Consider the following 20924-nt stretch of genomic DNA (forward strand, 5'->3'; position numbering starts at 1 on the left):
CTTTACTACTCGAGAAGCGGCGACCAGGCTGGGTCCGAAGCGTAGGTCGGGGTCTTGATGAGCTGCTCGTTGTAGCCCGTCAGATCGATCGAGTAGAGCTGCGGACCACCTGCACCCGCCGCCTGGCGGAAGAACATGATGACGCGGCCATTCGGCGCCCAGGTCGGGCCTTCGTTGTGGAAGCCCGTCGTCAGGATGCGCTCGCCCGAACCGTCCGGCTTCATGACACCGATCGAGAACTTGCCGCCCGACTGCTTGGTGAAGGCGATCAGATCGCCGCGTGGGGACCAGACGGGCGTGGAATAGTTGCCGTCGCCGAAGGAGATGCGCGTCTGGCCGGAGCCGTCGGCGTTCATGACGTAAATCTGCTGCTTGCCGCCACGGTCGCTCTCGAAGACGATCCGCCCGCCGTCCGGCGAATAGGACGGCGACGTATCGATCGCGGCCGTCGAGGTCAGGCGCGTCGTGGTGCGCGAACGCAGGTCCATCGTGTAGATGTTCGCATTGCCTTCCTGCTGAAGGCTCATGACGACCTTCTGACCGTCGGGCGAGAAGCGCGGCGAGAAGGTCATGCCCGGGAAGTTGCCGACGACTTCGCGCTGTCCTGTCTCAAGCTGCAGCAGGTAGACCCGCGGCTGCTGGTTGGCGAAGGACATGTAGGTGACTTCCTGACGGTTCGGCGAAAAGCGCGGCGTCAGAACGAGGTCGCTGCCGTTGGTCAGCATGCGGACGTTGAAGCCGTCCTGATCCATGATGGCGAGCTGGCGCTTGCGCTCCTGCTTGGTGCCGGACTCCGAGACGAAAACGACGCGGGTGTCGAAATAGCCTTCCTCACCGGTGATCTGCTTGTAGATCGCATCGGCGATGATATGGGCCACGCGGCGCCAGTTCTCAGGCTGCGTGTAGAACTGCTGACCGGTCATCTGCGTGCCCGCGAACGTGTCCCACAGACGGAACTCGGCGCGGAGGCGACCATCGCTTTCCTGCGTCACGCGACCGGTGACGAGGGCCTGCGCATTGATGACCTTCCAGTCCTCGAAGCGCGGAGCGGCATCCGGGTTGGAAATCTTCTCGATGAAGGCGTTCTTGTTGATCGGCGCGAAGAGGCCGGAGCGCTGAAGGTCGGCAGCGATGACCTGCGACACCTGCGCGCCCATGTCGCCCTGCAGGAAGTCCGTGATCGCGATCGGCAGCGGCTCGACGTTACCCTTGTTGATGTTGATTTCGACAAGCGCGTTCGCCGGCGTGGCAACAACCGCAGTGGTTATCATGCCGACTGCGACCATCAAGGCGCGGATGAGGGAACACTTGGTCATGGAGGACAAGCCTTTCAGCATTTTAAAGGGCTAGATCGCTAGGATCGAAGTTGACGATAACTTCGCCCCAGGCGTCATATTTGTCTTTCGGAAGGTTCGTGAAGGGCGACGACTTCATGACGGCGCGCTTGGCACCGCTTGCCAACGCCATGCGCGTCGCCTCGTTGGTGCCGCCGACCGCTTCGACCTCGGGCGAGCCGATGATGTTGCCATCAGGGTCAAGCTTCATGTGGACCTTGATGCGAACGTCGCTGGCGCCTTCCATTCCGGGAATAACCGACCAGTTGCCGGCGATCGCACTGCGCAGAGCATCCATCTCGCTCATCGAGAGCTTGGAACCCGTGGACGGCTTGGTGGAGCCGGTCGAAGCAACTTCGGTTGACCGCTTGGCACCGCCGTTCGACGGGTCCTGCTTGTTCAGCAGGGCTGCGATGTCGTCGGCGTTGAAGTCGCTCTGCTTGGAGGAAGAGGCTTTCGCCTTCTCCTGCTTCTTGTCGGCCTTCTTCTTGTCGGTCGGCTTTTCGTCGGTCTGTGCCTTGTCTTCCGTCTTCTTTTCAGGCGGCTTTTCGGCCGGCTTCTGTTCGGGCGGCTTTACCTGCGGCTTGACGACTGGCGTCGGCACTTTGTCCGGCAATGCCTCGGCATCCGGCTTCGGTGGCTCGGGCGTTTCCTGTGGCTTCTCCTCGGCCTTCGGGGGCGTCGGTGTCGGCGGCGTGATCTCGGGCTTCGGGGGCGTGATTGACGCCACCTGCTTCGGCTCGACGTCCGTCTCCTCCTTCATGATCTCCTTCACCTCGTTCGGCACAGGATCATTCTGGGGAAGCGGTTTTTCGCTGGCCTTCGGCGCGGCCGCGCTCACATTGTTGTTCGGCTTAGCATTCGGGACCGGCGGCGTCTTAAGGTCGACCTTGTTGTCGCCCATGTTCTCGGCGTTTGCGACTTCGGTCGGCTTGGAGGTCGGCTTCGGCGCCGGCTTTTCGCTCGGCTTGGCCGTCTTGTCGCCCTGCTGCATCTGCGTCATTTCTTCGACAGGCACGAGGTCGACGGGCATCGCCTCGAAATCCTCGACCTTGAACTGCTCTGGGGAGCCGATCGAAATCAGCGCCCAGGCAAGCAGTGCACAGTGCAGAGCCGCAGATGTGACGATACTGGCCTTCATAGCGTTCGCTATTGGTCCTTCTTCTGCTGCGTCACGAGACCGATGTTCTTGTAGCCGGCACCCTGGATGCGGGCCATGACGTCGGCGATCACGCCATAAGGCGCGGTCGCGTCGCCGCGAACGAAGATGCGCTCGTTATAGCCGGTCGTTGCGATCGCCTCGAGCTTCGCGGCAATCTCCTCGGCCGGGATCGGCGTTTCCTGCAGGAACACCTGGCCGTCGTTCTTGACCGAGATCGTGATCGGCTGCGTTTCGGAATTCAGGGCCTTAGCCTGCGTTTCGGGCAGGTCGACCGGCACGCCGACGGTCATCATCGGTGCTGCGACCATGAAAATGATCAGCAGCACGAGCATGACGTCGACGAGCGGCGTCACGTTGATTTCGGAGATGACGGCGCCTCTGCGCCCGCCGCGGCGACGGCGTCCACCGCCCCCGCCGCCATTGCCTCCAACAGCCATACCCATTTGCGCTACTCCGTTTCCGTCCGTTACTGCGCGGCCTGGCGCGGCTGCAACTTCTCATCGATCTGGCGCGAAAGGATGGCGGAGAATTCATCCGCGAAACCTTCCATACGGCCCGAGAGCTTGCCGGCGTCGGCGGAGAGCTTGTTGTAGGCGATAACCGCCGGGATAGCGGCGACAAGGCCGATGGCGGTGGCAAGCAGCGCTTCGGCGATACCGGGAGCAACGACCGCAAGGTTCGTCGACTTCGAGCCGGCGATCGCCTGGAACGAGGTCATGATACCAACGACGGTACCGAAGAGTCCGATGAACGGACCTGCCGAGCCGATTGTCGCCAGCGAGCCGAGACGGGCCGAGAGGAATTCGGACTCACGAGCGAGCGTGACGTCCATGGCGCGGTCGATACGCATCTGCAGACCGATCGGCGACCGTGCGCCGCGCTCGAACGACTTCTTCCATTCGCGCATGGCGGCGACGAAGATCGAGGCAAGGCCGGTGTTGTTGCGTTCCGACAGCGTTCGATAAAGTTCTTCCAGCGACTGGCCCGACCAGAACACCTGCTCGAACTTGTCGAACTGGCGCCTCGCGCGGCCGTAAGCCAGATACTTGTCGATGACGATCGCCCAGGTCCAGACCGAGGCCGCGATGAGCCCGAGCATGACCAGCTTGACGACGAGGCCTGCCTGCATAAACAGCGACCAGAGGCTGACGTCGGCCGTTGCTGCTGCCAATCCTACTTGTTCCATTGATCCAAAATCCCCGAATCCAAACGCCCGGCACTTGACCGGGCGGCACAAAGTGATCTCGCAAGAAGTGTCTGGCGGCCGCCGCCCAAAGCCCTGGTCAAGCTTCCAAGCTCTTATCCGCCTTCCTTGCCGTCAAATTTGGTCAAAGGAAGGCGTGCACCGCACAAACTCTGACAATCCAAGTAAGACACTATTATGGTTAATAGTTCGTTAGCGCCGGATCATGACAGCGAAACTATCGGCGAAAGATTTATCCCTTGGATGACTTGGCCAGATCTAGGCCGATGACCACACAGCGCTCATCTTCCAGCGCGCGAATTCCTTCACACAAAACTCATGTTTATGCAAGGCCGGTAATCCTGCGTCTTTTCGGCGCTTCGCAATCAACCGACGCGAATCGCCGCGGCAGAACCTTGTCTGAAGCGGCACGATCACATTGCGCGTAGAAAACGCTCAATGTCGTCAGAGCGGCTTGCTGCCTTCCAGAAATTTTTCGGCAAGTGCCTCCGGCAATCGTCGCGGCCGCGCATTGGCATTAATGACGGCTATGATCACCCTGGCGACGATCAGCAACGTTTCGCCACGCCGGATTTGCTGATTGAGGACCATTTTGGCCCCGCCGGCTTTTTCGGTGTGTGTCAGCACGGTCAGGATGTCATCCATCCGCGCCGGCTGTTTGAAGTCGATCTCCATGCGGTGGACAACGAAGACGAGCCCCTCGTCGTCAGCATTGATGAGTTCCCGCTGCTCGACGCCGAGGCAACGGAGATAATCGGTGCGGCCGCGCTCGAGGAAGTGCAGATAGCGAGCATGGTAGACGAGGCCGGAAAAGTCAGTGTCCTCGTAATAGACGCGCTGCAAGAGCCGGTGGCCCGTTTGCGTGAGTTCGCCTGAGATCGAAAAACCGTTGTCCGCCATAATTTTCTCCAAAGTCACGCGCCCTCTTTGGCGGAAGACTTTCCGCCTTGCAAGCATTGAACAATTGTCACGCTTCCTAAGTAATTTTCGACAGAGACAATCAAGCAGGAGACGACGCGATGAAGATTGCAGTGATGGGCGGGGACGGATTCATCGGCTGGCCGACATCATTGCATCTCTCCGACACGGGACATGACATCCATATCCTCGACAACCTCTCGCGACGCTGGATCGACACCGAACTCGGCGTCCAGTCGCTGACCCCGATGGACTCGATCCAGGAGCGCACGCGCATCTGGCACGCCGAAACCGGTCGGCGCATCCATTTCAACCTGATCGACCTCGCCAAGGACTACGAGCTCCTGAAGAAGTGGCTGGCCGAGAACCGTCCGGATGCCATCGTCCATTTCGCCGAGCAGCGTGCCGCCCCGTACTCCATGAAGAGCGACCGCCACAAGAACTACACGGTCAATAACAACGTCAACGCCACCCATAACCTCCTGAATGCGCTCGTCGAACTTCAGCTCGACGCGCATCTGATCCACCTTGGCACGATGGGTGTCTACGGCTATTCGACGGTCGGTGCCGCCATCCCCGAGGGCTACCTGCCGGTGGGGATCGAGACGTCCAGCGGCGAGACTGTCAGCCAGGAAATCCTCTATCCCTCCAATCCCGGCTCGATCTATCATGTGACCAAGTGCCTGGATCAGCTGCTTTTCCATTTCTATGCCAAGAATGATGGCCTGCGCATCACGGACCTGCACCAGGGGATTGTCTGGGGCACGCACACCGAGCAGACGCGCCGGCACCCGCAGCTCGTCAATCGCTTCGACTATGACGGCGACTACGGCACGGTGCTGAACCGATTCCTGATCCAGGCGGCAATTGGATATCCGCTGACCGTTCACGGAACCGGCGGACAGACCCGCGCCTTCATCCACATCCAGGACTCCGTGCGCTGCATCGAGCTGGCGTTGAACAACCCGCCCGCCCGCGGCGCCCGCGTCGAGATCTTCAACCAGATGACGGAAACGCATCGCGTGCGCGATCTGGCTGAAATGATTGCCAAGATGAGTGGCGCCGAAATCGCCTGGCTGCCGAATCCGCGCAAGGAAGCGGCGGAGAACGAGTTGATCGTCAAGAACGAGAAATTCCGCAATCTCGGCCTCGATCCAATCACCTTGCAGGCGGGGCTTCTCAGTGAAATCGTCGACGTCGCCAAGAAGTTTGCCTATCGTGTCGACCGGTCGCGCGTTCCTGCGGTTTCCGCCTGGACGAAGGACATTGCTGCTACGATCAACCACGATCCGGAAGGCAGGAGGCTGAAGTCGGTTTCATGAGTGAGCCCCGGTCCCTGCGGCACGCCTACGTCACGCTCGTCACCAACAACGACTACGCCATGGGTGCCAAGGCGCTCGCGGCGTCGTTGCGCCGGACCGGCACCTTCGCCGATATCGTCGTCCTCCATACGGCAGATGCTGGCAAAGCCAGCCTCGCCCCGCTCTTGCAACTCGACTGCCGACTCGTGCCGGTCGATCATCTGCCGCTGTCGACCGCATTCAACGCGCGCCACGCGCGAGCCAACCTGCACTCCGCCGCCCCTTTTACGAAGGGACGTAAGCCAGACTTCCATTCGCCGCTCGACAATTTCTGCAAGCTGCGCCTGTGGCAGCTGAGCGAATACACCAGTTGCGTCTTCATCGACGCCGATGCGATCGTGCTGCGAAACATCGACAAGCTCTTCCACTACCCGGAGTTTTCGGCCGCCCCGAATGTCTACGAATCTCTTGCCGACTTCCACCGGCTCAATTCGGGAGTTTTCGTCGCACAACCGTCCGAAGACACATTCCAACGCATGCTGGAGCGACTGGATCAGCCGGACGTGTTCTGGAAGCGGACGGACCAGACGTTCCTGCAGGATTTTTTCCCGGATTGGCACGGCCTGCCGGTCTATTTCAACATGCTCCAATATGTATGGTTCACCATGCCCAGGCTTTGGGACTGGCGGAGCATTTCCATCCTGCACTACCAGTACGAGAAGCCATGGGAGGCGAATCATCCGAAGGTCGAGAAACTGCGGCCGCTGATCGACCTGTGGCACGCATTCTATGCCGGCGATGATCTGCCGGATATTTCGGCAATGGCCAACCCTGAAGAGGCGGCATGAAGGTACTGGTATCGGGCGGAACGGGTCTCGTTGGACGCTATATCGTCGAAGAACTGCTCGCCGCCGGCTATACCGTGATCATCGGCGGTCGCCACGCGCCGCTACCGCGCTTCTTTTCTCGTCCGGTCGAATTCGCGCCGCTTTCGCTCGATCCGGCGCATGACCATATCGAAGCCTTCGACGACGCCTATTTTTTTGTGCACGCCGCCTTCCATCATTTGCCGGGACAATACCGCGGCGGTGAAGGCGACGACCCCGAGACGTTCAAACGCTTCAATTTGGACGGCACCGTCCGGCTTCTCGAGGCCGCCAAACGCGCCGGCACACGGCGCTGTATCTTCATTTCCAGCCGTGCTGCCTATGGCCAACATGCGCCGGGAACCACCCTGACGGAGGGGATGCCCGACAAGCCGGAAACCCTCTACGGCCAAGTCAAGCTGGATGCGGAACGCAGCCTCGCGCATCTTGCGGCGCCGGGCTTTGCAACGGCCAGTCTCCGATTGACCGGCGTCTACAGCGACCTTCGACCCAACAAATGGGACAAGCTGATCGAAGATTACCTGGCTGGCCGTCCTCTGCCTTCACGTGCCGGAACCGAGGTCCACGCAAGAGACGTCGGCAAAGCCGTCCGGCTCATGCTGGAAGCGGACGCCGCGCGCATCTCCGGCGAGACCTTCAACGTCTCAGACGTCGCTTTGGATACATGGGACATCCTGGAGCCCATTCGCTGGGAGCGTGATTGCCTGAACAGGCTGCCGCTGCCCGCCGACAAATCGCTGCTCACACCGATGGACACGACGAAAATCCGCGCGCTCGGTTGGTCGCCAGGCGGCATGCCCTTGTTCGACGAAACGATCCATGCGCTCGCCGCGGGCATATAGGTGGCAGGTGAAGGCGCACAGGTCCACGCAAGCCTGAGGTTGCAGACTACCACGGATAGTGCAATCCGGAGAATAGTATGCAAGTCGGTTCCACATCAGCGCTCAACATCCTGCGCAACACCTATTCAACCGACAAGCTCAATACGTTGACTGACAGCGCCAGCGCGCGACTGAAGATATTACAGAATTCGGCAAAGGCGCGGGAGAGCCTGCGCGAGAACATGACGACCTCCGCCGAAGCCGCCAAGAGCCGCGCGGCGCGCAAGCTTGAGGAAGCCAAGCAGCAGTTGGAGATGCTGAGAAGCGGCGGCTACCCGCCCGAAGTGGTTGCACGGCTGGCGGCCGAACTTGCTCACAAGATCAGCGCCGCAGCTGCGGAATTCGCCTCCGCCGTCGCTACGAGCGCGACGAGCATCGCATCTGCAGCCGTTGCAACCGCCGATGCGGGCACGGGTGCGGCTACGGTGGCCACAACCGATGCGCCCGCGTCAACCGCAACGGCATCCTCAAACGATACCAAGAGCGGTACTGCCCAGGCGGACGAGCCTGACGGCGCGACTCCGGCTCGCAACGCTTACCAGCGCATCGTCGAAGATGGAAAACGGGCGTCCTCCGGCATCTCCGCCGAGGATCGCAAGACAATGGAAGAGTTCAAGTCCATCCTGCAGGAAGTTCGGCAGCTCATGGACAGGGCGGTGCGCGAACTGCGGGCGGGACGCGGCCAATCCGGTTCGGGTACGACCTCTCCGGTGGAGGCCAAGGTTGGCATCTCGGCCATACCGACTAGCTTCACGATTTGACGTCCTCGGTTCGGGCAGGCAGCCAAAGGTCGCATTGTCACGTTGAAATCATCGCTTGGCCCACTATGGTCTGCTGAAAACAGCGCGATGGACCGCATGACCCCGAAAGAACTGAAAGCCGAAATGCGTACCGGGCGGCTCGCACTGCGCGACGCGATCCCGGAAGATACTCGCATCGAGATGAGCCTCGCAATGGCCGAGCATGCCGGCGAGGCGGTCGCATTCGAGCCTGGGACGACCGTGTCCGGCTTTCTGCCGATCCGCTCCGAAGCGGATATCCGGCCGCTTATGGCGCGATTCCAAGCGCGCGGAGCACGGCTTTGCGTACCGGCGATACTCGACAAGCAGACGATCGTCTTTCGTCAGCTCGTACGCGGTGCCCCGTTGGTCAGCACAGGCTTCGGCACCTCGGGTCCACCTGCGGACGCCGCCGTACTCGATCCCGAGATCATGCTGGTGCCCCTCTCCGCTTTCGACCATCGCGGCCATCGCATCGGTTATGGCGCCGGCTACTATGACCGCGCCATCGAGCTTTTGCGGCAAAAAGGCCTGCATCCGAAACTGATCGGCATTGCATTCGACTGCCAGGAAGTGGCACATGTGCCCGACGAGCCGCACGACGTCAGTCTGGACGCCCTCCTGACAGAAAGCGGGCTGCGTTTTTTTGCCTCTTGGATTGGATAGCAATGCGACTGCTTTTTCTGGGTGACATGGTGGGTAAGACCGGACGCACCGCCGTCTGGAACCGCCTCCCCGGCCTTATTTCCGACCTGAAGCTCGATTTCGTCGTCGTCAACGGTGAGAACGCCGCAGGCGGTTTCGGCATCACCGAGGATATCTTCCTCGAGACGATCAATGCGGGCGCGGATGTCGTCACGACAGGCAACCACGTCTGGGATCAGAAGGAAGCGGTCGCCTTTGCCGCACGTCACGACCAGTTCCTGCGGCCGGCCAACTACCCGCAGGGCACGCCGGGGCGCGGCTCAGGCCTGTTCTATGCCCGCAACGGTGCACGCGTGCTGGTCGCAAATGTCATGGGCCGCGTCTTCATGCACCCGGAGTTGGACGATCCCTTCAAATCCGCCGAGACAATCCTGGATGCCTGTCCGCTTAAAGAGCAGGCGGATGCAATCATCTTCGACTTCCACGCCGAAGCGACCAGCGAGAAGCAGTGCTTCGGCCATTTCGTCGACGGCCGCGCCAGTTTCGTCGTCGGCACGCATACGCATGTGCCGACAGCCGATCACCAGATCCTGAACGGCGGCACCGCCTACATATCGGATGCAGGCATGTGCGGCGACTACGATTCCTCGCTCGGCATGGACAAGGAAGAACCACTGAACCGCTTCATCTCCAAGATGCCGAAAGGCCGCATGGAGGCAGCGACCGGCCCGGCCACCATCTGCGGCGTCGGTGTCGAAATATCAGATGCGACCGGCCTCGCTGAAAAGATCGCGCCGCTGCGCCTTGGCCCCAGGCTCGCCGAAACCATTCCGGAATTTTGGCGCTAGAGCCTTTCAGGCAGGCTCCCGCCATGACGCAAAAGTGAGCAGCGGCTCCGGATTTCAACTGGACCACTGCGGCGGCTTGCCGCATCCTCCCAACGACCCGTGAAAGCGCCGGAGGAGTGGCATGACGCCACGTTTTCTTGTCTTCGCAATCGCCTGCCTGATGGTCCTGATCGCGGCCGAAGCGGCCGTCGCCCAAGAAGAACGAAAAAACGTCAGCCAGTGCCAGGCCATCGCCCAATCGATCCCGCAAGCGACCTTTGCCAGCGTCACAGGTCCAGCACCGATCGTTGGCGCCGGCGCTACCGGCCAATCGGTCACGCTGACCTACATCGGACATTCCACCTTCCTTATCGAAACGCCGGGCGGCGTAACCATCGCGACCGACTATAGCGGCTGGTATTCGCCGCCGCACGTGCCGATGGTCGTCACCATGAACCGCGCCCATTCCTCGCATTATACGCTGGCGACCGACCCTGGCATTCAACACGTCCTGCACGGATGGAGCGACGTGCCGGGGGAAAGGGCGAAGGTAAACCTAGTGGTGGGCGACACCTACATCCGCAACGTCACAACGGATATCAGAGGCGGCTTCGGTGCGCCGCAGACGGACGGCAATTCAATCTTTATCTTCGAGATTGCCGGGCTCTGCATCGGCCATCTCGGCCACCTTCATTATGAGTTGACGGAAGCGCACTATGCCGAGATCGGCCGGCTTGATGTCGTCATGGTTCCCGTCGACGGCGGCCTGACGATGGGCTCGGACAGCATGAGTCGAGTCATCAAGCGCCTGCGCGCCTCTCTCATCCTGCCGATGCACCAGCCGAGGCCGCTGCAAAGTTTCCTGTCGATGTTCGGACCCGATTTCGATATCAGCTACGCACCGACGAACACGATCACCGTGTCGCTAGGGACATTGCCGAAGAAGCCATTGATCTACGTCGCCAAAGGCATGCAGTAAAGGACCCGGAAGGCGCCGGGTCTATTTCATTCTCAAGCGAATTGCAGATGCTGCCGGATGCCGACATCGGGCATCTTGTCATCATCGAGATTGGCCTTGGCAATCTCCCAACCAAATTTGAGCTTACTGCCGGTAGAGACCCAGATCTCTGCGTCGTCAACATGCATCACGAGCATCGTCAGCTTCGGATCCTTCTTGCCATCCTCATACCAGGCGGCGACGACGGAATCCCAATACTCATTGATCTTCGACGGATCGGACCGCACCTCGATCTTGCCGGCAAGGCAAGCGTGATAGTCGTGATGCTTTCCGACGACGCAGAAATGTGCCCTGGTGCCCGGCTTGATGGCACGGGCGATTTCTGCGTCCGATTTCGAGTAGAACCAGATCGTATTGGTCTTCGGATCGGCATGTGGCGCCATTGGCTGCATATGCATGTCCGCTCCGTCCACGCCGAGCATGCCGGCATGAATGTCGTTGACCTGATCCCAGAGCTGACGTGCGGGGTGTTTCCGCGCCTCGTCGAAACTAGCCATAGCACTTCCTTCCGTTTCAAGGGTCCGTATTTTGAAACGCCAGCTTCGGGGCTTTGTTCCGTAATTCCGGACGAGCGGGTCCCCCGGAGAATGAAGCCGTTTTCCCTTGAATACGGCCCATTTCGCTCTTATAAGGCGGCCCATTCCGACAATGAGACGTGAACAGGGGTGCCATGGCTGGCCATTCACAGTTTAAAAACATCATGCATCGCAAGGGCCGTCAGGATTCCGTGCGATCGAAAATGTTCTCCAAGCTTGCGCGCGAAATCACCGTTGCCGCCAAGGCTGGCTTGCCTGATCCTTCGATGAACGCCCGCCTGCGCCTGGCGATCCAGAACGCCAAGGCCCAGTCCATGCCGAAGGACAACATCGACCGTGCCATCAAGAAGGCCGCCGGTGCCGACGGCGAGAACTACGATGAAGTCCGCTACGAGGGCTACGGCCCGGGCGGCACGGCGATCATCGTCGAGGCGCTCACCGACAACCGCAACCGCACCGCTTCCAACGTCCGCTCGATCTTCACCAAGGCCGGCGGCGCACTCGGCGAAACCGGCTCGGTCTCCTTCTCCTTCGACCACGTCGGCGAGATCACCTACAAGCTGTCGGCAGGCGATGCCGACAAGATGATGGAAGCAGCCATCGAAGCTGGTGCCGACGACGTCGAGACCGATGATGACGGCCACTACATCACCTGTTCCTTCGAATCCCTCGGCGAAGTTGCCAAGGCACTGGAAGCGACGCTCGGCGAAGCGGAAACCGTCAAGTCGGTCTGGCGCGCCCAGAACAATGTGCCGGTCGACGAAGAGAGAGCTCAATCGCTGCTGAAGCTCATCGACAGCCTCGAAGACGATGACGACGTCCAGAACGTCTACTCCAACTTCGAAGTCTCCGAAGAAGTTCTTGCCAAGCTTTCGGCCTGATTTCTTCAGCAATCTGCAGATTCCAAGAAGCCCGGCCGCCCTCTCGTGCCGGGTTTTTTCTTGTCCTCAGATGCCCGCCGCGCGGGTAAAACTGTCGCGGAAGGCGGTCAAATCGGTGGCGTTGACGTCTGACACAGCCGAAAACAGCAACCCACCGGCCGACCACTCCTCGATATTGTAGCCGTCGCGAAGTGCCGTCGTGCGAGCGGCGGGCGGGCCGGGCCAGACGAAGACGTTGATGACGTGTCCGTGCCGTCGGTAGATCAAGGCTGCGACGACGCGGCCGCCGACATAGTCGACGCGGCCGCCGACCAGCGCAAAACCCTCTGCCGCCAGATCGACCACCGGCGGTGAGAAGTCGAGCTTGCCGTTGAACCAGGGCTTGACCGTATGCTGGTCGGAGGTTTCGACGTCGGTCAGGTGGTCGGCCAGCAGCGAGCGCACGTGGCTTGCCAACAGCTGGTCCTGGATCGAAAGATCCTGACGCGGCACGTTCACGAAGAGAAAGGCGCTTGCCGCCAGCGCCGCAAGCGAGGGCACCAGGCTCCAGCGCTGAATGAAGCCAAGGAGGTGCCGTCGCGCCTGTTCGGGAGGCAGGGGCATGGCGGCCGCACTCTCGCGCCCGACCATCGCCAGTATGCGCGCCCTGAGTGCCTCGGGAGCCTGCCAGCGGACGCCGTCGCGGCCGATCGCGCCGCGCACGGCGCGCAGGCGTTGACCTCGCCAGCGCAATCGGGGCAGGTAGCGAGGTGCGCCTCGACTTCCGCCGCGTGCGCTGAATCGAGCTCTCCGTCGATGAAGCCATGCAGCATGGCGCTCCATTCGGGGCGATGGGTCTGGTTTGCCGCGGTCATGGCGTCGCCTCGTTGGGATCGATCAGGCGCCAGGCCTTGCCGAATTCGTCGCGTGCGCGGGCAAGACGCGACATGACGGTGCCGATCGGCGCATCGATGATGTCGGCGATCTGGCGGTAGGAGAGGTCCTCCAGCTCGCGCAGCACTAAGATTTCACGCATTGCAGCGGGAAGGCCGTGGATGACGGCGCGGACGCGCTCGGCATCGCTCTTGTGGATCATCGCCATTTCCGGCGTGTCTTCGTCGGACGCGATGTCGCGCGAAGCCGGCGGGTCGTCTTCACCCGCCGTATCGTCCGGCAGCGGCTGCTCGAAATGCGCCTTGCGGCGGTAGTCGTGCCACCAGGCGCGATAGCAGTTCCTGACGATACTGAAGAGCCAGGCGCGTGGATCGCCGCCGCGATAACCGTCGAAATGCCGATAGGCGCGCAAAAACGCCTCCTGCACGATGTCCTGTGCGGCTTCGGCGTCGCGGCTGAGAAAACATGCGAAATTATAGGAGGCGTCGAGATACGGGACGATCGTTTCGTGGAAGCGACGGGCAGTCTCAGCCGACGCGCGGCTGCACACGGCTGGCGGCTGCTCCGGCCGCACAATGAGAAGGATGTTTCCCGACATTCCGCCCGACTTGACCGCCGTCCGGTCCCGGGCGGGGTTTCGCCCGGCACCCGTGGCAACGGCCCCAAAGAACAGGTCGCGCACGGCCAGTATCCATGGCCGGACGTCGAAGAAAACGGGCGAAAGACTGCGGATGCCTGTCATTCCTTCTCCTCGGTTCCCCCTCGGATCCTATGCCTCCGCCGGCAGCACGCGCAATGTCGCGTTGTCTTCTTGATCATCCTCGGCCGCTGTTTATTCCGCCGTGCATCGATTTTTTTTGGAGCGCCGCGTCGGGTCGGCGGGTGGCGGCATCGTTCTGGCGGGATACTTCCGAGCGGGTAGGAATTATCTCTTCTTTTTCAATCAGTTGCAAGAATCTTTCGCGCTACAGGGAATAACTGCCGGGCGTCGCCGCTCTTGTTCGGCAGCGGCGGATTTTGTCTGCCGCGCCATCAAGGGAGTGATCGCAATGTTGGTCATGTCACGTCGCACCGTTCTTGGAACGGCTGCCGCCGCTGCGGCTTTCGGCCTGTCGTCGAAACTGGAATTCATGGCGCCGGCGCTTGCCGAGACGTCGCTCGAGCCCGCCGTCGGCTTCTACCGCTACAAGATCGGAAACGTGGAAGTTACCGCCATCTATGACGGCATCTGGCGCAAGCCCCACGACCCAGCCTTCATCAAGAACGCCTCGATCGAGGACACTCAGGAAGCGCTCGCGAAAGCGGGCCTCACCACGGAGTTCATGCCCATCCCGCTCACCGTCGTCGTGCTCAAGACGGGCGACCGGCTGATCATGATGGATGCGGGCTCCGGCATCGGTCAATGGCAGGCGAACGCCACGCATCTGCCGGCCAATATGGCAGCGGCCGGCATCGACTACCGAAAGATAGGCACGGTCATCATCTCCCATTTCCATCCGGATCACGTCTGGGGCCTGATGGAGAAGGGCACGAACGCACCGGTCTTCCGGGATGCGGAGCTGATCGTCAATGCCGACGAATACAACTGGTGGACCGAGCCCGGCCGCGTCGACAAGCTGGCGCCGGCGCGCAAGGAGGCGGGCAAGCGCATCGCCCAAGTCTTCCCGACCTGGAAGAACTGGCGGCAGGTGCAGGACGGCGCGGAGGCCGCGCCTGGTATCCGCCTGATTGCAGTACCCGGCCATACGCCCGGCCATTCCGCGTTCCTGGTCGACGGCGGCAACGAACAGCTGATGGTGTCAGCCGATACCATGTACGTGCCGGCGCTGCTCGCGCCGCATCCCGAATGGCAGGGCACTTACGACCAGGACGGGCCGATGGCTGTCGGAAGCCGCCGCAAGCTCATCGACCGCGTGATCGCCGACAACATCAAAATCTGCGGTTCGCATTTCCCATTCCCGGGTTCCGGGACCTTCGTGAAGGATGGCAACGCCTATGTCTTCACACCCACGCTGCAAGCCTGAAAACGCAAGGAGCTGACATCGTGATGAAGCATATCCTTCTCGGCCTCGCCATCGCTGTCGCGGCACCGGTTGCCGCCGCCCTACCCGCGCACGCGGTCGACAATGTGGAGACGACGGAGGCGCCGGATCTGACCGGCGTGCGCGCCAAGATCGCCGCGAAAAACTATGCCGGGGCGCTTGCCGAGCTGCGCGGGCTGGCGCAAGGCAGTCCCCAGGCAGATATCTACAATCTGATGGGATTTACGCTCAGAAAGACCGGCGACTACCGGACGTCGCTTACCTATTACACCAAGGCGCTGGAGCTTCAGCCGGACCACCGCGCGGCCCGTGAGTATCTCGGCGAGCTCTATATCGAGACCGGCGACATGGCGCATGCCCGCCAACAGCTTACTGAGCTGACGCGGCTCTGCCCAGGCGGCTGTGAGGAACGCGACGATCTGCAGCGCGCAATCGCCGCCGGTGGCAACTGAGGCAGCTGGATCAACGCCGCCCCGTGTCTTATGCGGGGTGGCGTCCATCGACGCAACCGCCTTTGCGACCTGTCCAAGCCGGCGTCTCTCACTTTATCGACAGGAAAATGCGGCAGGCCTGTTCCCGGGGCACCGGTCAGGAACCGGCGCCGCCGAGGAAGGCAAGCCGGGTGAAGATCGTGTAGTGCGACTCAGACGCCATCATCGCCACGAAGACCAGAACGAGCAGCGGCGGCAACAATATCGCATAGACAAGCGCCAACCGCTCCCATGCCATATGCATGAAGATGGCAACGATAAGCCCTGCCTTCAGCATCATGAAGACGATGATGAGCGTCCAGCGCAGATAGCCCTGAATGCCGAGATAATCGACGAGATAGGAAAAGGTGCTGAGGACGAAAAGCAATCCCCAGACGACGAGGTAAAGCCTGATCGGATGCTGTTGACCGGAATGCGCTTGTGCCTGTGCCATTATGCGACCTCACCACAGATAAAAGAACGCGAAGATGAAGACCCAGACGAGGTCGACGAAGTGCCAGTAGAGGCCCATGATCTCGACGACCTCATAATTGCCCTTGCGGCTTGTGAAGAAGCCGCGCCTGCCCGTATCGAAGTCCCCGCGCCATACCTTGCGCGCGGTAATCAGCAGGAAGATCACGCCGAACGTCACATGCGTTCCGTGAAAACCGGTGATCATGAAGAAGGATGATCCGAACTGTGCCGCACCCCACGGGTTTTCCCAAGGTCGCACGCCTTCGGTGATGAGCTTTGTCCATTCGAAGGCCTGCATTCCGACAAATGTGGCGCCAAGCATTGCGGTCAGAAGCATCAAGGCAGCCGTTTTCCCGCGCTCGCGGCGATAACCGAAGTTGACGGCCATGGCCATCGTGCCACTGCTGCTGATCAGAACGAAGGTCATGATCGCGATCAGGATCAGCGGAACCTCCTGCCCGCCGATATTGAGCGCAAAGACCTCGCTTGGATTGGGCCAGGGAACCGGCGTTGACATCCGGGCGGTCATGTAGGCCAGCAGGAAACAGCCGAAGATGAAGGTGTCGCTGAGGAGGAAGATCCACATCATGGCCTTGCCCCAGGAGACATTCTTGAACGCCCGCTGGTCCGAGGCAAAGTCGGCCGCAACGCCACGCAGCCCACTGGCGTGCGGGAGGGCTACATCTTCGGTGTCCATTCGGGTCAGTTCGGCCATTATCCACCCCTTAGGAAACGAGTTGGCGGCAGAGGTCGACGAAGTCGTTCGCCCAACCGGTGAAGAGCGCAAAGAGAAGGAGCCACACAACGAGCATGAAGTGCCAGTAGGTGGCGCAGAGTTCGATGCCGAGGCGCAGCCTGGCGGATGGAGCGGTGCTGCCGGCCAGTGATCTCACCCGTGTTCGCGCAAGCACTGCCAGCCCACCGAGAATGTGGAGGCCGTGCAACCCGGTCAGCATGTAGAAGAAGCTGTTCGCCGGGTTATCGGCCAGCACATAACCCGCCGCAACGAGCTGCAGCCAGGCCACGATTTGCCCGGCGAGGAACAGCACCGCGGTCGCCAGCGCCACATCGAGCCCCAGTCGCATGCCGTCATCGGCGCCGCGGCGCGCTTCGGCCACGGCCCATTGCAGAGCTGCACAACTGGCGATCAGTACCGCCGAATTCGCAAAGAGAAGCCGAGGAACGGGGATCGCCCACCAATCGGCACCACTCATTCGCGAAAGATAAGCGCTGGCCAACAGGGAGAAGAGGGCGCCGACAACTGCGAGGAAAATGCCGAGGCCGATCTTGGCGGCGGGGATCGGCGACTTCGCCGGTCCTTGGATATCGTCGAGCGTGCCGACCTCCATCCATGGCTTCGACATCAACCCTTGCCCCGACATCCACCAGATGACGATCGCGGCTATTCCCGCGAGGAAGACGAGAACGACGCTCATGAAGGCGCCCTCGACAATCCGGTCGTTGGCGGCTGGTTCTGGGGTATGAAGTCTTCGGCCGCACCCGGGACACTGTAGTCGTAGGCCCAGCGATAGACGATCGGAAGGTCCTTACCCCAATTGCCATGGGCGGGCGGGGTCTGTGGCGTCTGCCATTCGAGGGTCGTCGCCCGCCACGGGTTGCCGCCGGCCTCCCGACCTCGCAACAGGCTCCAGACGAGATTGAACAGGAACACCAGCTGAGCGGCGCCGACAACAAGCGCGGCGACGGAAATGAACATGTTCAGCGTATGCACAGAAGGCGGAATGAAGACCGTGTCGCCAAGCTCGAAATAGCGGCGCGGCACGCCCACAAGACCTACATAGTGCATGGGGAAGAAGATCGCGTAGGCGCCGATGAAAGTAACCCAGAAATGGATCCGCCCGAGAACCTCGTCGAGCATCCGCCCGGTAACCTTCGGGTACCAGTGATAGATTGCGCCGAAGATCACCATGATGGGAGCCACACCCATTACCATGTGGAAGTGCGCAACCACGAACATCGTATCGGACAGCGGCACATCCACCACGACATTGCCGAGAAAGAGCCCAGTCAAGCCGCCATTGACGAAGGTTACGATGAAGCCGATGGCAAACAGCATCGGCAAGGTCAGATGGATATCACCCCGCCACAGCGTCAGCACCCAGTTATAGACCTTGATCGCGGTCGGCACGGCTATGATCAGCGTCGTCGTGGCGAAGAAGAACCCGAAGTTCGGGTTCATGCCGCTGACATACATGTGATGTGCCCAGACGACGAAGCTCAGCGCCCCGATGATCACGATCGCCCACACCATCATGCGGTAGCCGAAGATATTCTTTCGGGCATGCGTGCTGATCAGATCGGAGACGATGCCGAAAGCCGGAAGCGCGACGATATAGACTTCCGGATGGCCGAAGAACCAGAAGAGGTGCTGGAAGAGGATCGGGCTGCCGCCCTCGGATTTCAGCTGCTCCCCCATCTCGACGATGGCAGGCATGAAGAAGCTGGTGCCGAGCAGCCTGTCGAACAGCATCATGACTGCAGCGACGAACAGTGCCGGGAACGCGAGCAATGCCATGACGGTGGCGGTGAAAATGCCCCAGACGGTCAATGGCATGCGCATCAGCGTCATGCCGCGCGCCCGCCCCTGCAGCACTGTGACGACATAGTTCAGTCCGCCCATCGTGAAGCCGATGATGAAGATGATCAGCGAAGACAGCATCAGGATGATGCCCCAGTCGCGCCCACCCGGCGTACCGGAGGTCAATGCCTGCGGCGGGTAGAGCGTCCAGCCGGCGCCTGTCGGACCTCCGGGCGCAAAAAAGCCGGCGACAAGCACGATGACGGCGAGCAGGTAGAGCCAATAGCTCAGCATGTTCGCATAGGGAAACACCATGTCGCGAGCGCCGACCATCAAGGGGATGAGGTAGTTGCCGAAGCCGCCGAGGAAGAGCGCGGTCAGCAGATAGATCACCATGATCATCCCGTGCATGGTGATGAACTGGTAATAGTGATCGGCGTCGATGAAGGAGAAATAGCCGGGAAAGCCGAGCTGCAGGCGCATCAGCCACGACAGGACCAGCGCCACGAAGCCGATCGCGAACGCCGTCATGGAATACTGGATGGCAATGACCTTGGCATCCTGGCTGAAGACGTACTTCGTCCACCAGCTCTTCGGATGATAGAGCTCGACATCCGCCACCTCGGCAGGCGGGATAACGTCGCCGGCACCGGTTGGAATATCAACCATCGCATGCCTTCCTTCCTCCTCCCGCCACGGCCGCTCCCCCGGCCGCAACGCCGGCCTATTTGGCCGGTTCAACCGCTGCCATCAGCTGCGAGAACGTCTGTTGCTGCGCAAGCCACGCCTGATAGGCGTCCGCCTCGTCGACAACGACCGTCCCTCGCATCTGTGGATGTCCGACGCCACAAAGCTCCGCGCACAGCACTTCGAACGTGCCCGTGCGCGTCGGCGTGAACCAGAAATAGGTGACCGAACCGGGGATCATGTCCATCTTTGCCCGGAACTCTGGAACGTAGAAATCATGCAGCACATCGACCGAGCGCAGGTGAACGCGGATCGGCTTGCCGAGCAGCAGATGCAGTTCGCCCCCTGAAATGATGATATCGTCGGGCCCTGCCGGATCGTTCCTGATCACGCCAAGTGGATTGTCGGCTGAAACCGCCCGATTGTCTGCTCTCCCGAGCTTGCCGTCGGCGCCTGGCAGCCGGAAATTCCAAAGCCATTGCTGCCCGACGACTTCGATTTCGCCAGCGTCCGGCGGAACCGTCACGAACTGGTTCCAGACGACGAGGCCAGGTGCCAGCATCGCCCCCACGCCAAGGGCCGTGCTTCCCGCAAGCCACCATTCGAGGCGCTTGTTCTCCGGCTCGTAGGCCGCCTTGTGGCCGGGCCGGTGACGGAAGCGATAGATGCAGTAGGCCATGAACGAGATCACCGCCACGAAGACAATGCCGGTGATCCAGAAGGTGATGATGATGGTATTGTCGATGTAGTTCCAGTTCGAGGCGATCGGAGTCCACCACCACGGGCTGAACAGATGGAATGCCACCGACCCGATGACGATCAGAACGAGAACCAGCACGACAACCATGCGTTCCTCCCAAGCCGTCGCATGCGGAAATTACCCGCAATCCGTTGGCACTTACGTTACGACTATCTCATAAACGATGCATGACGGCAATGCCACGAGTGAGGCCTCCAAATCAGTCGGCGAGGCCGCAATAAGCTGATTTCATTTTGAGAATTGCTTGAGATAGGCAATCAGATTGGTAATCTCGCCATCATCCTTCAGGCCGACGAATACCATCTTCGTTCCCTTAACCTTCAACTTTGGGTCGTGAAGATAATCGCGTAGCGTCGCCTCATCCCAGACCAACCCGGCTGTGCCCGCGGCCTTCATCGCCGGTGAATAGGCAAAGTTTGGATGCGTCCCGGCAGTTCGACCGAACACGTGGTTCAAGGACGGTCCGACCTTGTTCTTGTCGCTGTCGGCAATGTGACAGACCGCGCACTTCTTAAATACCGTTTCCCCGGCCGCCGCATCGCCTTCTTGGGCGATGGCAGCCGAGGTGGGAAGACAGATCAGTGAAATCAAAACAGCAAGACCATCGTAACGCATCGCAAGCCTCATCCTCCAAAGGTTGCTCGAAACCGACGGCGCGCGATTTGCGGCGTGCGCCGTCCATCCCATTTGTATCGCCACAACGCCG

The 20924-nt window shown here is 60.9% G+C and carries 23 protein-coding genes and 1 pseudogene; 10 read left to right on the forward strand and 14 right to left on the reverse strand.

The genetic code is table 11. The features are described from left to right. Positions 1–5 precede the first annotated feature (5 nt). The 5 genes from tolB to ybgC all read right to left on the reverse strand — a co-directional run bounded on the left by tolB (position 6) and on the right by ybgC (position 4600). A complete protein-coding gene (gene tolB / locus LPU83_RS55325; RefSeq protein ID WP_024315420.1) occupies positions 6–1316 on the reverse strand; it encodes a Tol-Pal system beta propeller repeat protein TolB in 1311 nt (436 codons plus the stop codon). A 22-nt stretch (positions 1317–1338) separates the two neighbouring features. Continuing rightward, positions 1339–2475: a hypothetical protein gene (locus LPU83_RS55330; protein WP_024315419.1), complete on the reverse strand. Its 1137-nt coding sequence runs from the start codon at positions 2473–2475 to the stop codon at positions 1339–1341. An 8-nt stretch (positions 2476–2483) separates the two neighbouring features. Beyond that, positions 2484–2939: a protein TolR gene (gene tolR / locus LPU83_RS55335; RefSeq protein ID WP_024315418.1), complete on the reverse strand. Its 456-nt coding sequence runs from the start codon at positions 2937–2939 to the stop codon at positions 2484–2486. 23 nt (positions 2940–2962) lie between these two features. Then, the gene (tolQ, locus tag LPU83_RS55340; protein WP_024315417.1) at positions 2963–3682 is read right to left on the reverse strand and encodes a protein TolQ; all 720 of its coding nucleotides are present in this window, start codon (positions 3680–3682) and stop codon (positions 2963–2965) included. A gap of 462 nt (positions 3683–4144) precedes the next feature. Beyond that, the gene (gene ybgC / locus LPU83_RS55345; RefSeq protein ID WP_024315416.1) at positions 4145–4600 is read right to left on the reverse strand and encodes a tol-pal system-associated acyl-CoA thioesterase; all 456 of its coding nucleotides are present in this window, start codon (positions 4598–4600) and stop codon (positions 4145–4147) included. A 119-nt stretch (positions 4601–4719) separates the two neighbouring features. Here ybgC and LPU83_RS55350 point away from each other — a divergent pair, with 119 nt between their 5' ends. From LPU83_RS55350 to LPU83_RS55380, 7 genes are all read left to right on the forward strand, one after another. Further along, positions 4720–5940, forward strand: a complete 1221-nt coding sequence (locus LPU83_RS55350) for an NAD-dependent epimerase/dehydratase family protein (protein ID WP_024315415.1) — start codon at positions 4720–4722, stop codon at positions 5938–5940. Next, the gene (locus LPU83_RS55355; RefSeq protein ID WP_024315414.1) at positions 5937–6767 is read left to right on the forward strand and encodes a glycosyltransferase; all 831 of its coding nucleotides are present in this window, start codon (positions 5937–5939) and stop codon (positions 6765–6767) included. Before LPU83_RS55350 ends, LPU83_RS55355 begins: the two co-directional genes overlap by 4 nt. Next, the gene (locus LPU83_RS55360; protein WP_024315413.1) at positions 6764–7648 is read left to right on the forward strand and encodes an NAD-dependent epimerase/dehydratase family protein; all 885 of its coding nucleotides are present in this window, start codon (positions 6764–6766) and stop codon (positions 7646–7648) included. The genes LPU83_RS55355 and LPU83_RS55360 overlap by 4 nt, the downstream gene beginning before the upstream one ends. A gap of 77 nt (positions 7649–7725) precedes the next feature. Continuing rightward, the gene (locus tag LPU83_RS55365) at positions 7726–8448 is read left to right on the forward strand and encodes a hypothetical protein (protein WP_024315412.1); all 723 of its coding nucleotides are present in this window, start codon (positions 7726–7728) and stop codon (positions 8446–8448) included. A 96-nt stretch (positions 8449–8544) separates the two neighbouring features. Continuing rightward, a complete protein-coding gene (locus LPU83_RS55370; protein ID WP_024315411.1) occupies positions 8545–9132 on the forward strand; it encodes a 5-formyltetrahydrofolate cyclo-ligase in 588 nt (195 codons plus the stop codon). 2 nt (positions 9133–9134) lie between these two features. After that, positions 9135–9959 carry a TIGR00282 family metallophosphoesterase gene (locus tag LPU83_RS55375; protein WP_024315410.1) on the forward strand — a complete coding sequence of 275 codons (825 nt, stop codon included), beginning with the start codon at positions 9135–9137 and terminating at the stop codon, positions 9957–9959. Positions 9960–10080: 121 nt separating this feature from the next. Continuing rightward, on the forward strand, positions 10081–10917 hold the full coding sequence (locus LPU83_RS55380; protein WP_024315409.1) for an MBL fold metallo-hydrolase: 837 nt from the start codon (positions 10081–10083) through the stop codon (positions 10915–10917). A 32-nt stretch (positions 10918–10949) separates the two neighbouring features. On the opposite strand, the gene LPU83_RS55385 is transcribed toward LPU83_RS55380, so the two are convergent. Continuing rightward, positions 10950–11453 carry a pyridoxamine 5'-phosphate oxidase family protein gene (locus LPU83_RS55385; RefSeq protein ID WP_024315408.1) on the reverse strand — a complete coding sequence of 168 codons (504 nt, stop codon included), beginning with the start codon at positions 11451–11453 and terminating at the stop codon, positions 10950–10952. A gap of 173 nt (positions 11454–11626) precedes the next feature. On the opposite strand from LPU83_RS55385, the gene LPU83_RS55390 reads away from it, so the two are divergent. After that, positions 11627–12373 (forward strand): YebC/PmpR family DNA-binding transcriptional regulator, encoded by a 747-nt coding sequence (locus LPU83_RS55390; protein WP_024315407.1) that lies wholly within the window; start codon positions 11627–11629, stop codon positions 12371–12373. A 66-nt stretch (positions 12374–12439) separates the two neighbouring features. On the opposite strand, the pseudogene LPU83_RS55395 reads toward LPU83_RS55390, so the two are convergent. Both LPU83_RS55395 and LPU83_RS55400 read right to left on the reverse strand, forming a co-directional pair. Next, positions 12440–13227 (reverse strand): annotated as a pseudogene (locus LPU83_RS55395) (anti-sigma factor family protein). Next, entirely contained in the window at positions 13224–13988 is a 765-nt protein-coding gene (locus tag LPU83_RS55400) for a sigma-70 family RNA polymerase sigma factor (protein WP_024315405.1), read from the reverse strand. Before LPU83_RS55400 ends, LPU83_RS55395 begins: the two are co-directional and overlap by 4 nt. Positions 13989–14295: 307 nt before the next feature. Between LPU83_RS55400 and LPU83_RS55405 the strand changes: the two genes are divergently transcribed. Both LPU83_RS55405 and LPU83_RS55410 read left to right on the forward strand, forming a co-directional pair. Then, complete coding sequence (locus LPU83_RS55405) at positions 14296–15270, forward strand: MBL fold metallo-hydrolase (protein ID WP_024315404.1); 975 nt, start codon at positions 14296–14298, stop codon at positions 15268–15270. A gap of 23 nt (positions 15271–15293) precedes the next feature. Further along, positions 15294–15740 carry a tetratricopeptide repeat protein gene (locus LPU83_RS55410; RefSeq protein ID WP_024315403.1) on the forward strand — a complete coding sequence of 149 codons (447 nt, stop codon included), beginning with the start codon at positions 15294–15296 and terminating at the stop codon, positions 15738–15740. Between the two features lie 136 nt (positions 15741–15876). On the opposite strand, the gene LPU83_RS55415 is transcribed toward LPU83_RS55410, so the two are convergent. From LPU83_RS55415 to LPU83_RS55440, 6 genes are all read right to left on the reverse strand, one after another. Continuing rightward, positions 15877–16212, reverse strand: a complete 336-nt coding sequence (locus LPU83_RS55415) for a cytochrome C oxidase subunit IV family protein (RefSeq protein ID WP_024315402.1) — start codon at positions 16210–16212, stop codon at positions 15877–15879. Positions 16213–16221: 9 nt separating this feature from the next. Next, positions 16222–16947, reverse strand: coding sequence for a heme-copper oxidase subunit III family protein (locus LPU83_RS55420; protein WP_024315401.1), 726 nt, complete (start codon positions 16945–16947; stop codon positions 16222–16224). 10 nt (positions 16948–16957) lie between these two features. Beyond that, a complete protein-coding gene (locus LPU83_RS55425; protein ID WP_024315400.1) occupies positions 16958–17668 on the reverse strand; it encodes a cytochrome c oxidase subunit 3 in 711 nt (236 codons plus the stop codon). After that, entirely contained in the window at positions 17665–19440 is a 1776-nt protein-coding gene (gene ctaD / locus LPU83_RS55430) for a cytochrome c oxidase subunit I (protein WP_024315399.1), read from the reverse strand. Before ctaD ends, LPU83_RS55425 begins: the two co-directional genes overlap by 4 nt. A 55-nt stretch (positions 19441–19495) precedes the next feature. Further along, positions 19496–20305: a cytochrome c oxidase subunit II gene (locus tag LPU83_RS55435; RefSeq protein WP_024315398.1), complete on the reverse strand. Its 810-nt coding sequence runs from the start codon at positions 20303–20305 to the stop codon at positions 19496–19498. Positions 20306–20446: 141 nt separating this feature from the next. After that, positions 20447–20833, reverse strand: coding sequence for a c-type cytochrome (locus LPU83_RS55440; protein ID WP_024315397.1), 387 nt, complete (start codon positions 20831–20833; stop codon positions 20447–20449). Positions 20834–20924 lie beyond the last annotated feature (91 nt).

It is taken from the genome of Rhizobium favelukesii, from assembly GCF_000577275.2.
Classification (GTDB): domain Bacteria; phylum Pseudomonadota; class Alphaproteobacteria; order Rhizobiales; family Rhizobiaceae; genus Rhizobium; species Rhizobium favelukesii.

Bases quoted from the DNA above. Each gene is read 5' to 3' on its own strand.
- tolB (WP_024315420.1), bottom strand. From the start codon at position 1,316: ATGACCAAGTGTTCCCTCATCCGCGCCTTGATGGTCGCAGTCGGCATG.
- LPU83_RS55330 (WP_024315419.1), bottom strand. From the start codon at position 2,475: ATGAAGGCCAGTATCGTCACATCTGCGGCTCTGCACTGTGCACTGCTT.
- tolR (WP_024315418.1), bottom strand. From the start codon at position 2,939: ATGGGTATGGCTGTTGGAGGCAATGGCGGCGGGGGCGGTGGACGCCGT.
- tolQ (WP_024315417.1), bottom strand. From the start codon at position 3,682: ATGGAACAAGTAGGATTGGCAGCAGCAACGGCCGACGTCAGCCTCTGG.
- ybgC (WP_024315416.1), bottom strand. From the start codon at position 4,600: ATGGCGGACAACGGTTTTTCGATCTCAGGCGAACTCACGCAAACGGGC.
- LPU83_RS55350 (WP_024315415.1), top strand. From the start codon at position 4,720: ATGAAGATTGCAGTGATGGGCGGGGACGGATTCATCGGCTGGCCGACA.
- LPU83_RS55355 (WP_024315414.1), top strand. From the start codon at position 5,937: ATGAGTGAGCCCCGGTCCCTGCGGCACGCCTACGTCACGCTCGTCACC.
- LPU83_RS55360 (WP_024315413.1), top strand. From the start codon at position 6,764: ATGAAGGTACTGGTATCGGGCGGAACGGGTCTCGTTGGACGCTATATC.
- LPU83_RS55365 (WP_024315412.1), top strand. From the start codon at position 7,726: ATGCAAGTCGGTTCCACATCAGCGCTCAACATCCTGCGCAACACCTAT.
- LPU83_RS55370 (WP_024315411.1), top strand. From the start codon at position 8,545: ATGACCCCGAAAGAACTGAAAGCCGAAATGCGTACCGGGCGGCTCGCA.
- LPU83_RS55375 (WP_024315410.1), top strand. From the start codon at position 9,135: ATGCGACTGCTTTTTCTGGGTGACATGGTGGGTAAGACCGGACGCACC.
- LPU83_RS55380 (WP_024315409.1), top strand. From the start codon at position 10,081: ATGACGCCACGTTTTCTTGTCTTCGCAATCGCCTGCCTGATGGTCCTG.
- LPU83_RS55385 (WP_024315408.1), bottom strand. From the start codon at position 11,453: ATGGCTAGTTTCGACGAGGCGCGGAAACACCCCGCACGTCAGCTCTGG.
- LPU83_RS55390 (WP_024315407.1), top strand. From the start codon at position 11,627: ATGGCTGGCCATTCACAGTTTAAAAACATCATGCATCGCAAGGGCCGT.
- LPU83_RS55400 (WP_024315405.1), bottom strand. From the start codon at position 13,988: ATGACAGGCATCCGCAGTCTTTCGCCCGTTTTCTTCGACGTCCGGCCA.
- LPU83_RS55405 (WP_024315404.1), top strand. From the start codon at position 14,296: ATGTTGGTCATGTCACGTCGCACCGTTCTTGGAACGGCTGCCGCCGCT.
- LPU83_RS55410 (WP_024315403.1), top strand. From the start codon at position 15,294: ATGAAGCATATCCTTCTCGGCCTCGCCATCGCTGTCGCGGCACCGGTT.
- LPU83_RS55415 (WP_024315402.1), bottom strand. From the start codon at position 16,212: ATGGCACAGGCACAAGCGCATTCCGGTCAACAGCATCCGATCAGGCTT.
- LPU83_RS55420 (WP_024315401.1), bottom strand. From the start codon at position 16,947: ATGGCCGAACTGACCCGAATGGACACCGAAGATGTAGCCCTCCCGCAC.
- LPU83_RS55425 (WP_024315400.1), bottom strand. From the start codon at position 17,668: ATGAGCGTCGTTCTCGTCTTCCTCGCGGGAATAGCCGCGATCGTCATC.
- ctaD (WP_024315399.1), bottom strand. From the start codon at position 19,440: ATGGTTGATATTCCAACCGGTGCCGGCGACGTTATCCCGCCTGCCGAG.
- LPU83_RS55435 (WP_024315398.1), bottom strand. From the start codon at position 20,305: ATGGTTGTCGTGCTGGTTCTCGTTCTGATCGTCATCGGGTCGGTGGCA.
- LPU83_RS55440 (WP_024315397.1), bottom strand. From the start codon at position 20,833: ATGCGTTACGATGGTCTTGCTGTTTTGATTTCACTGATCTGTCTTCCC.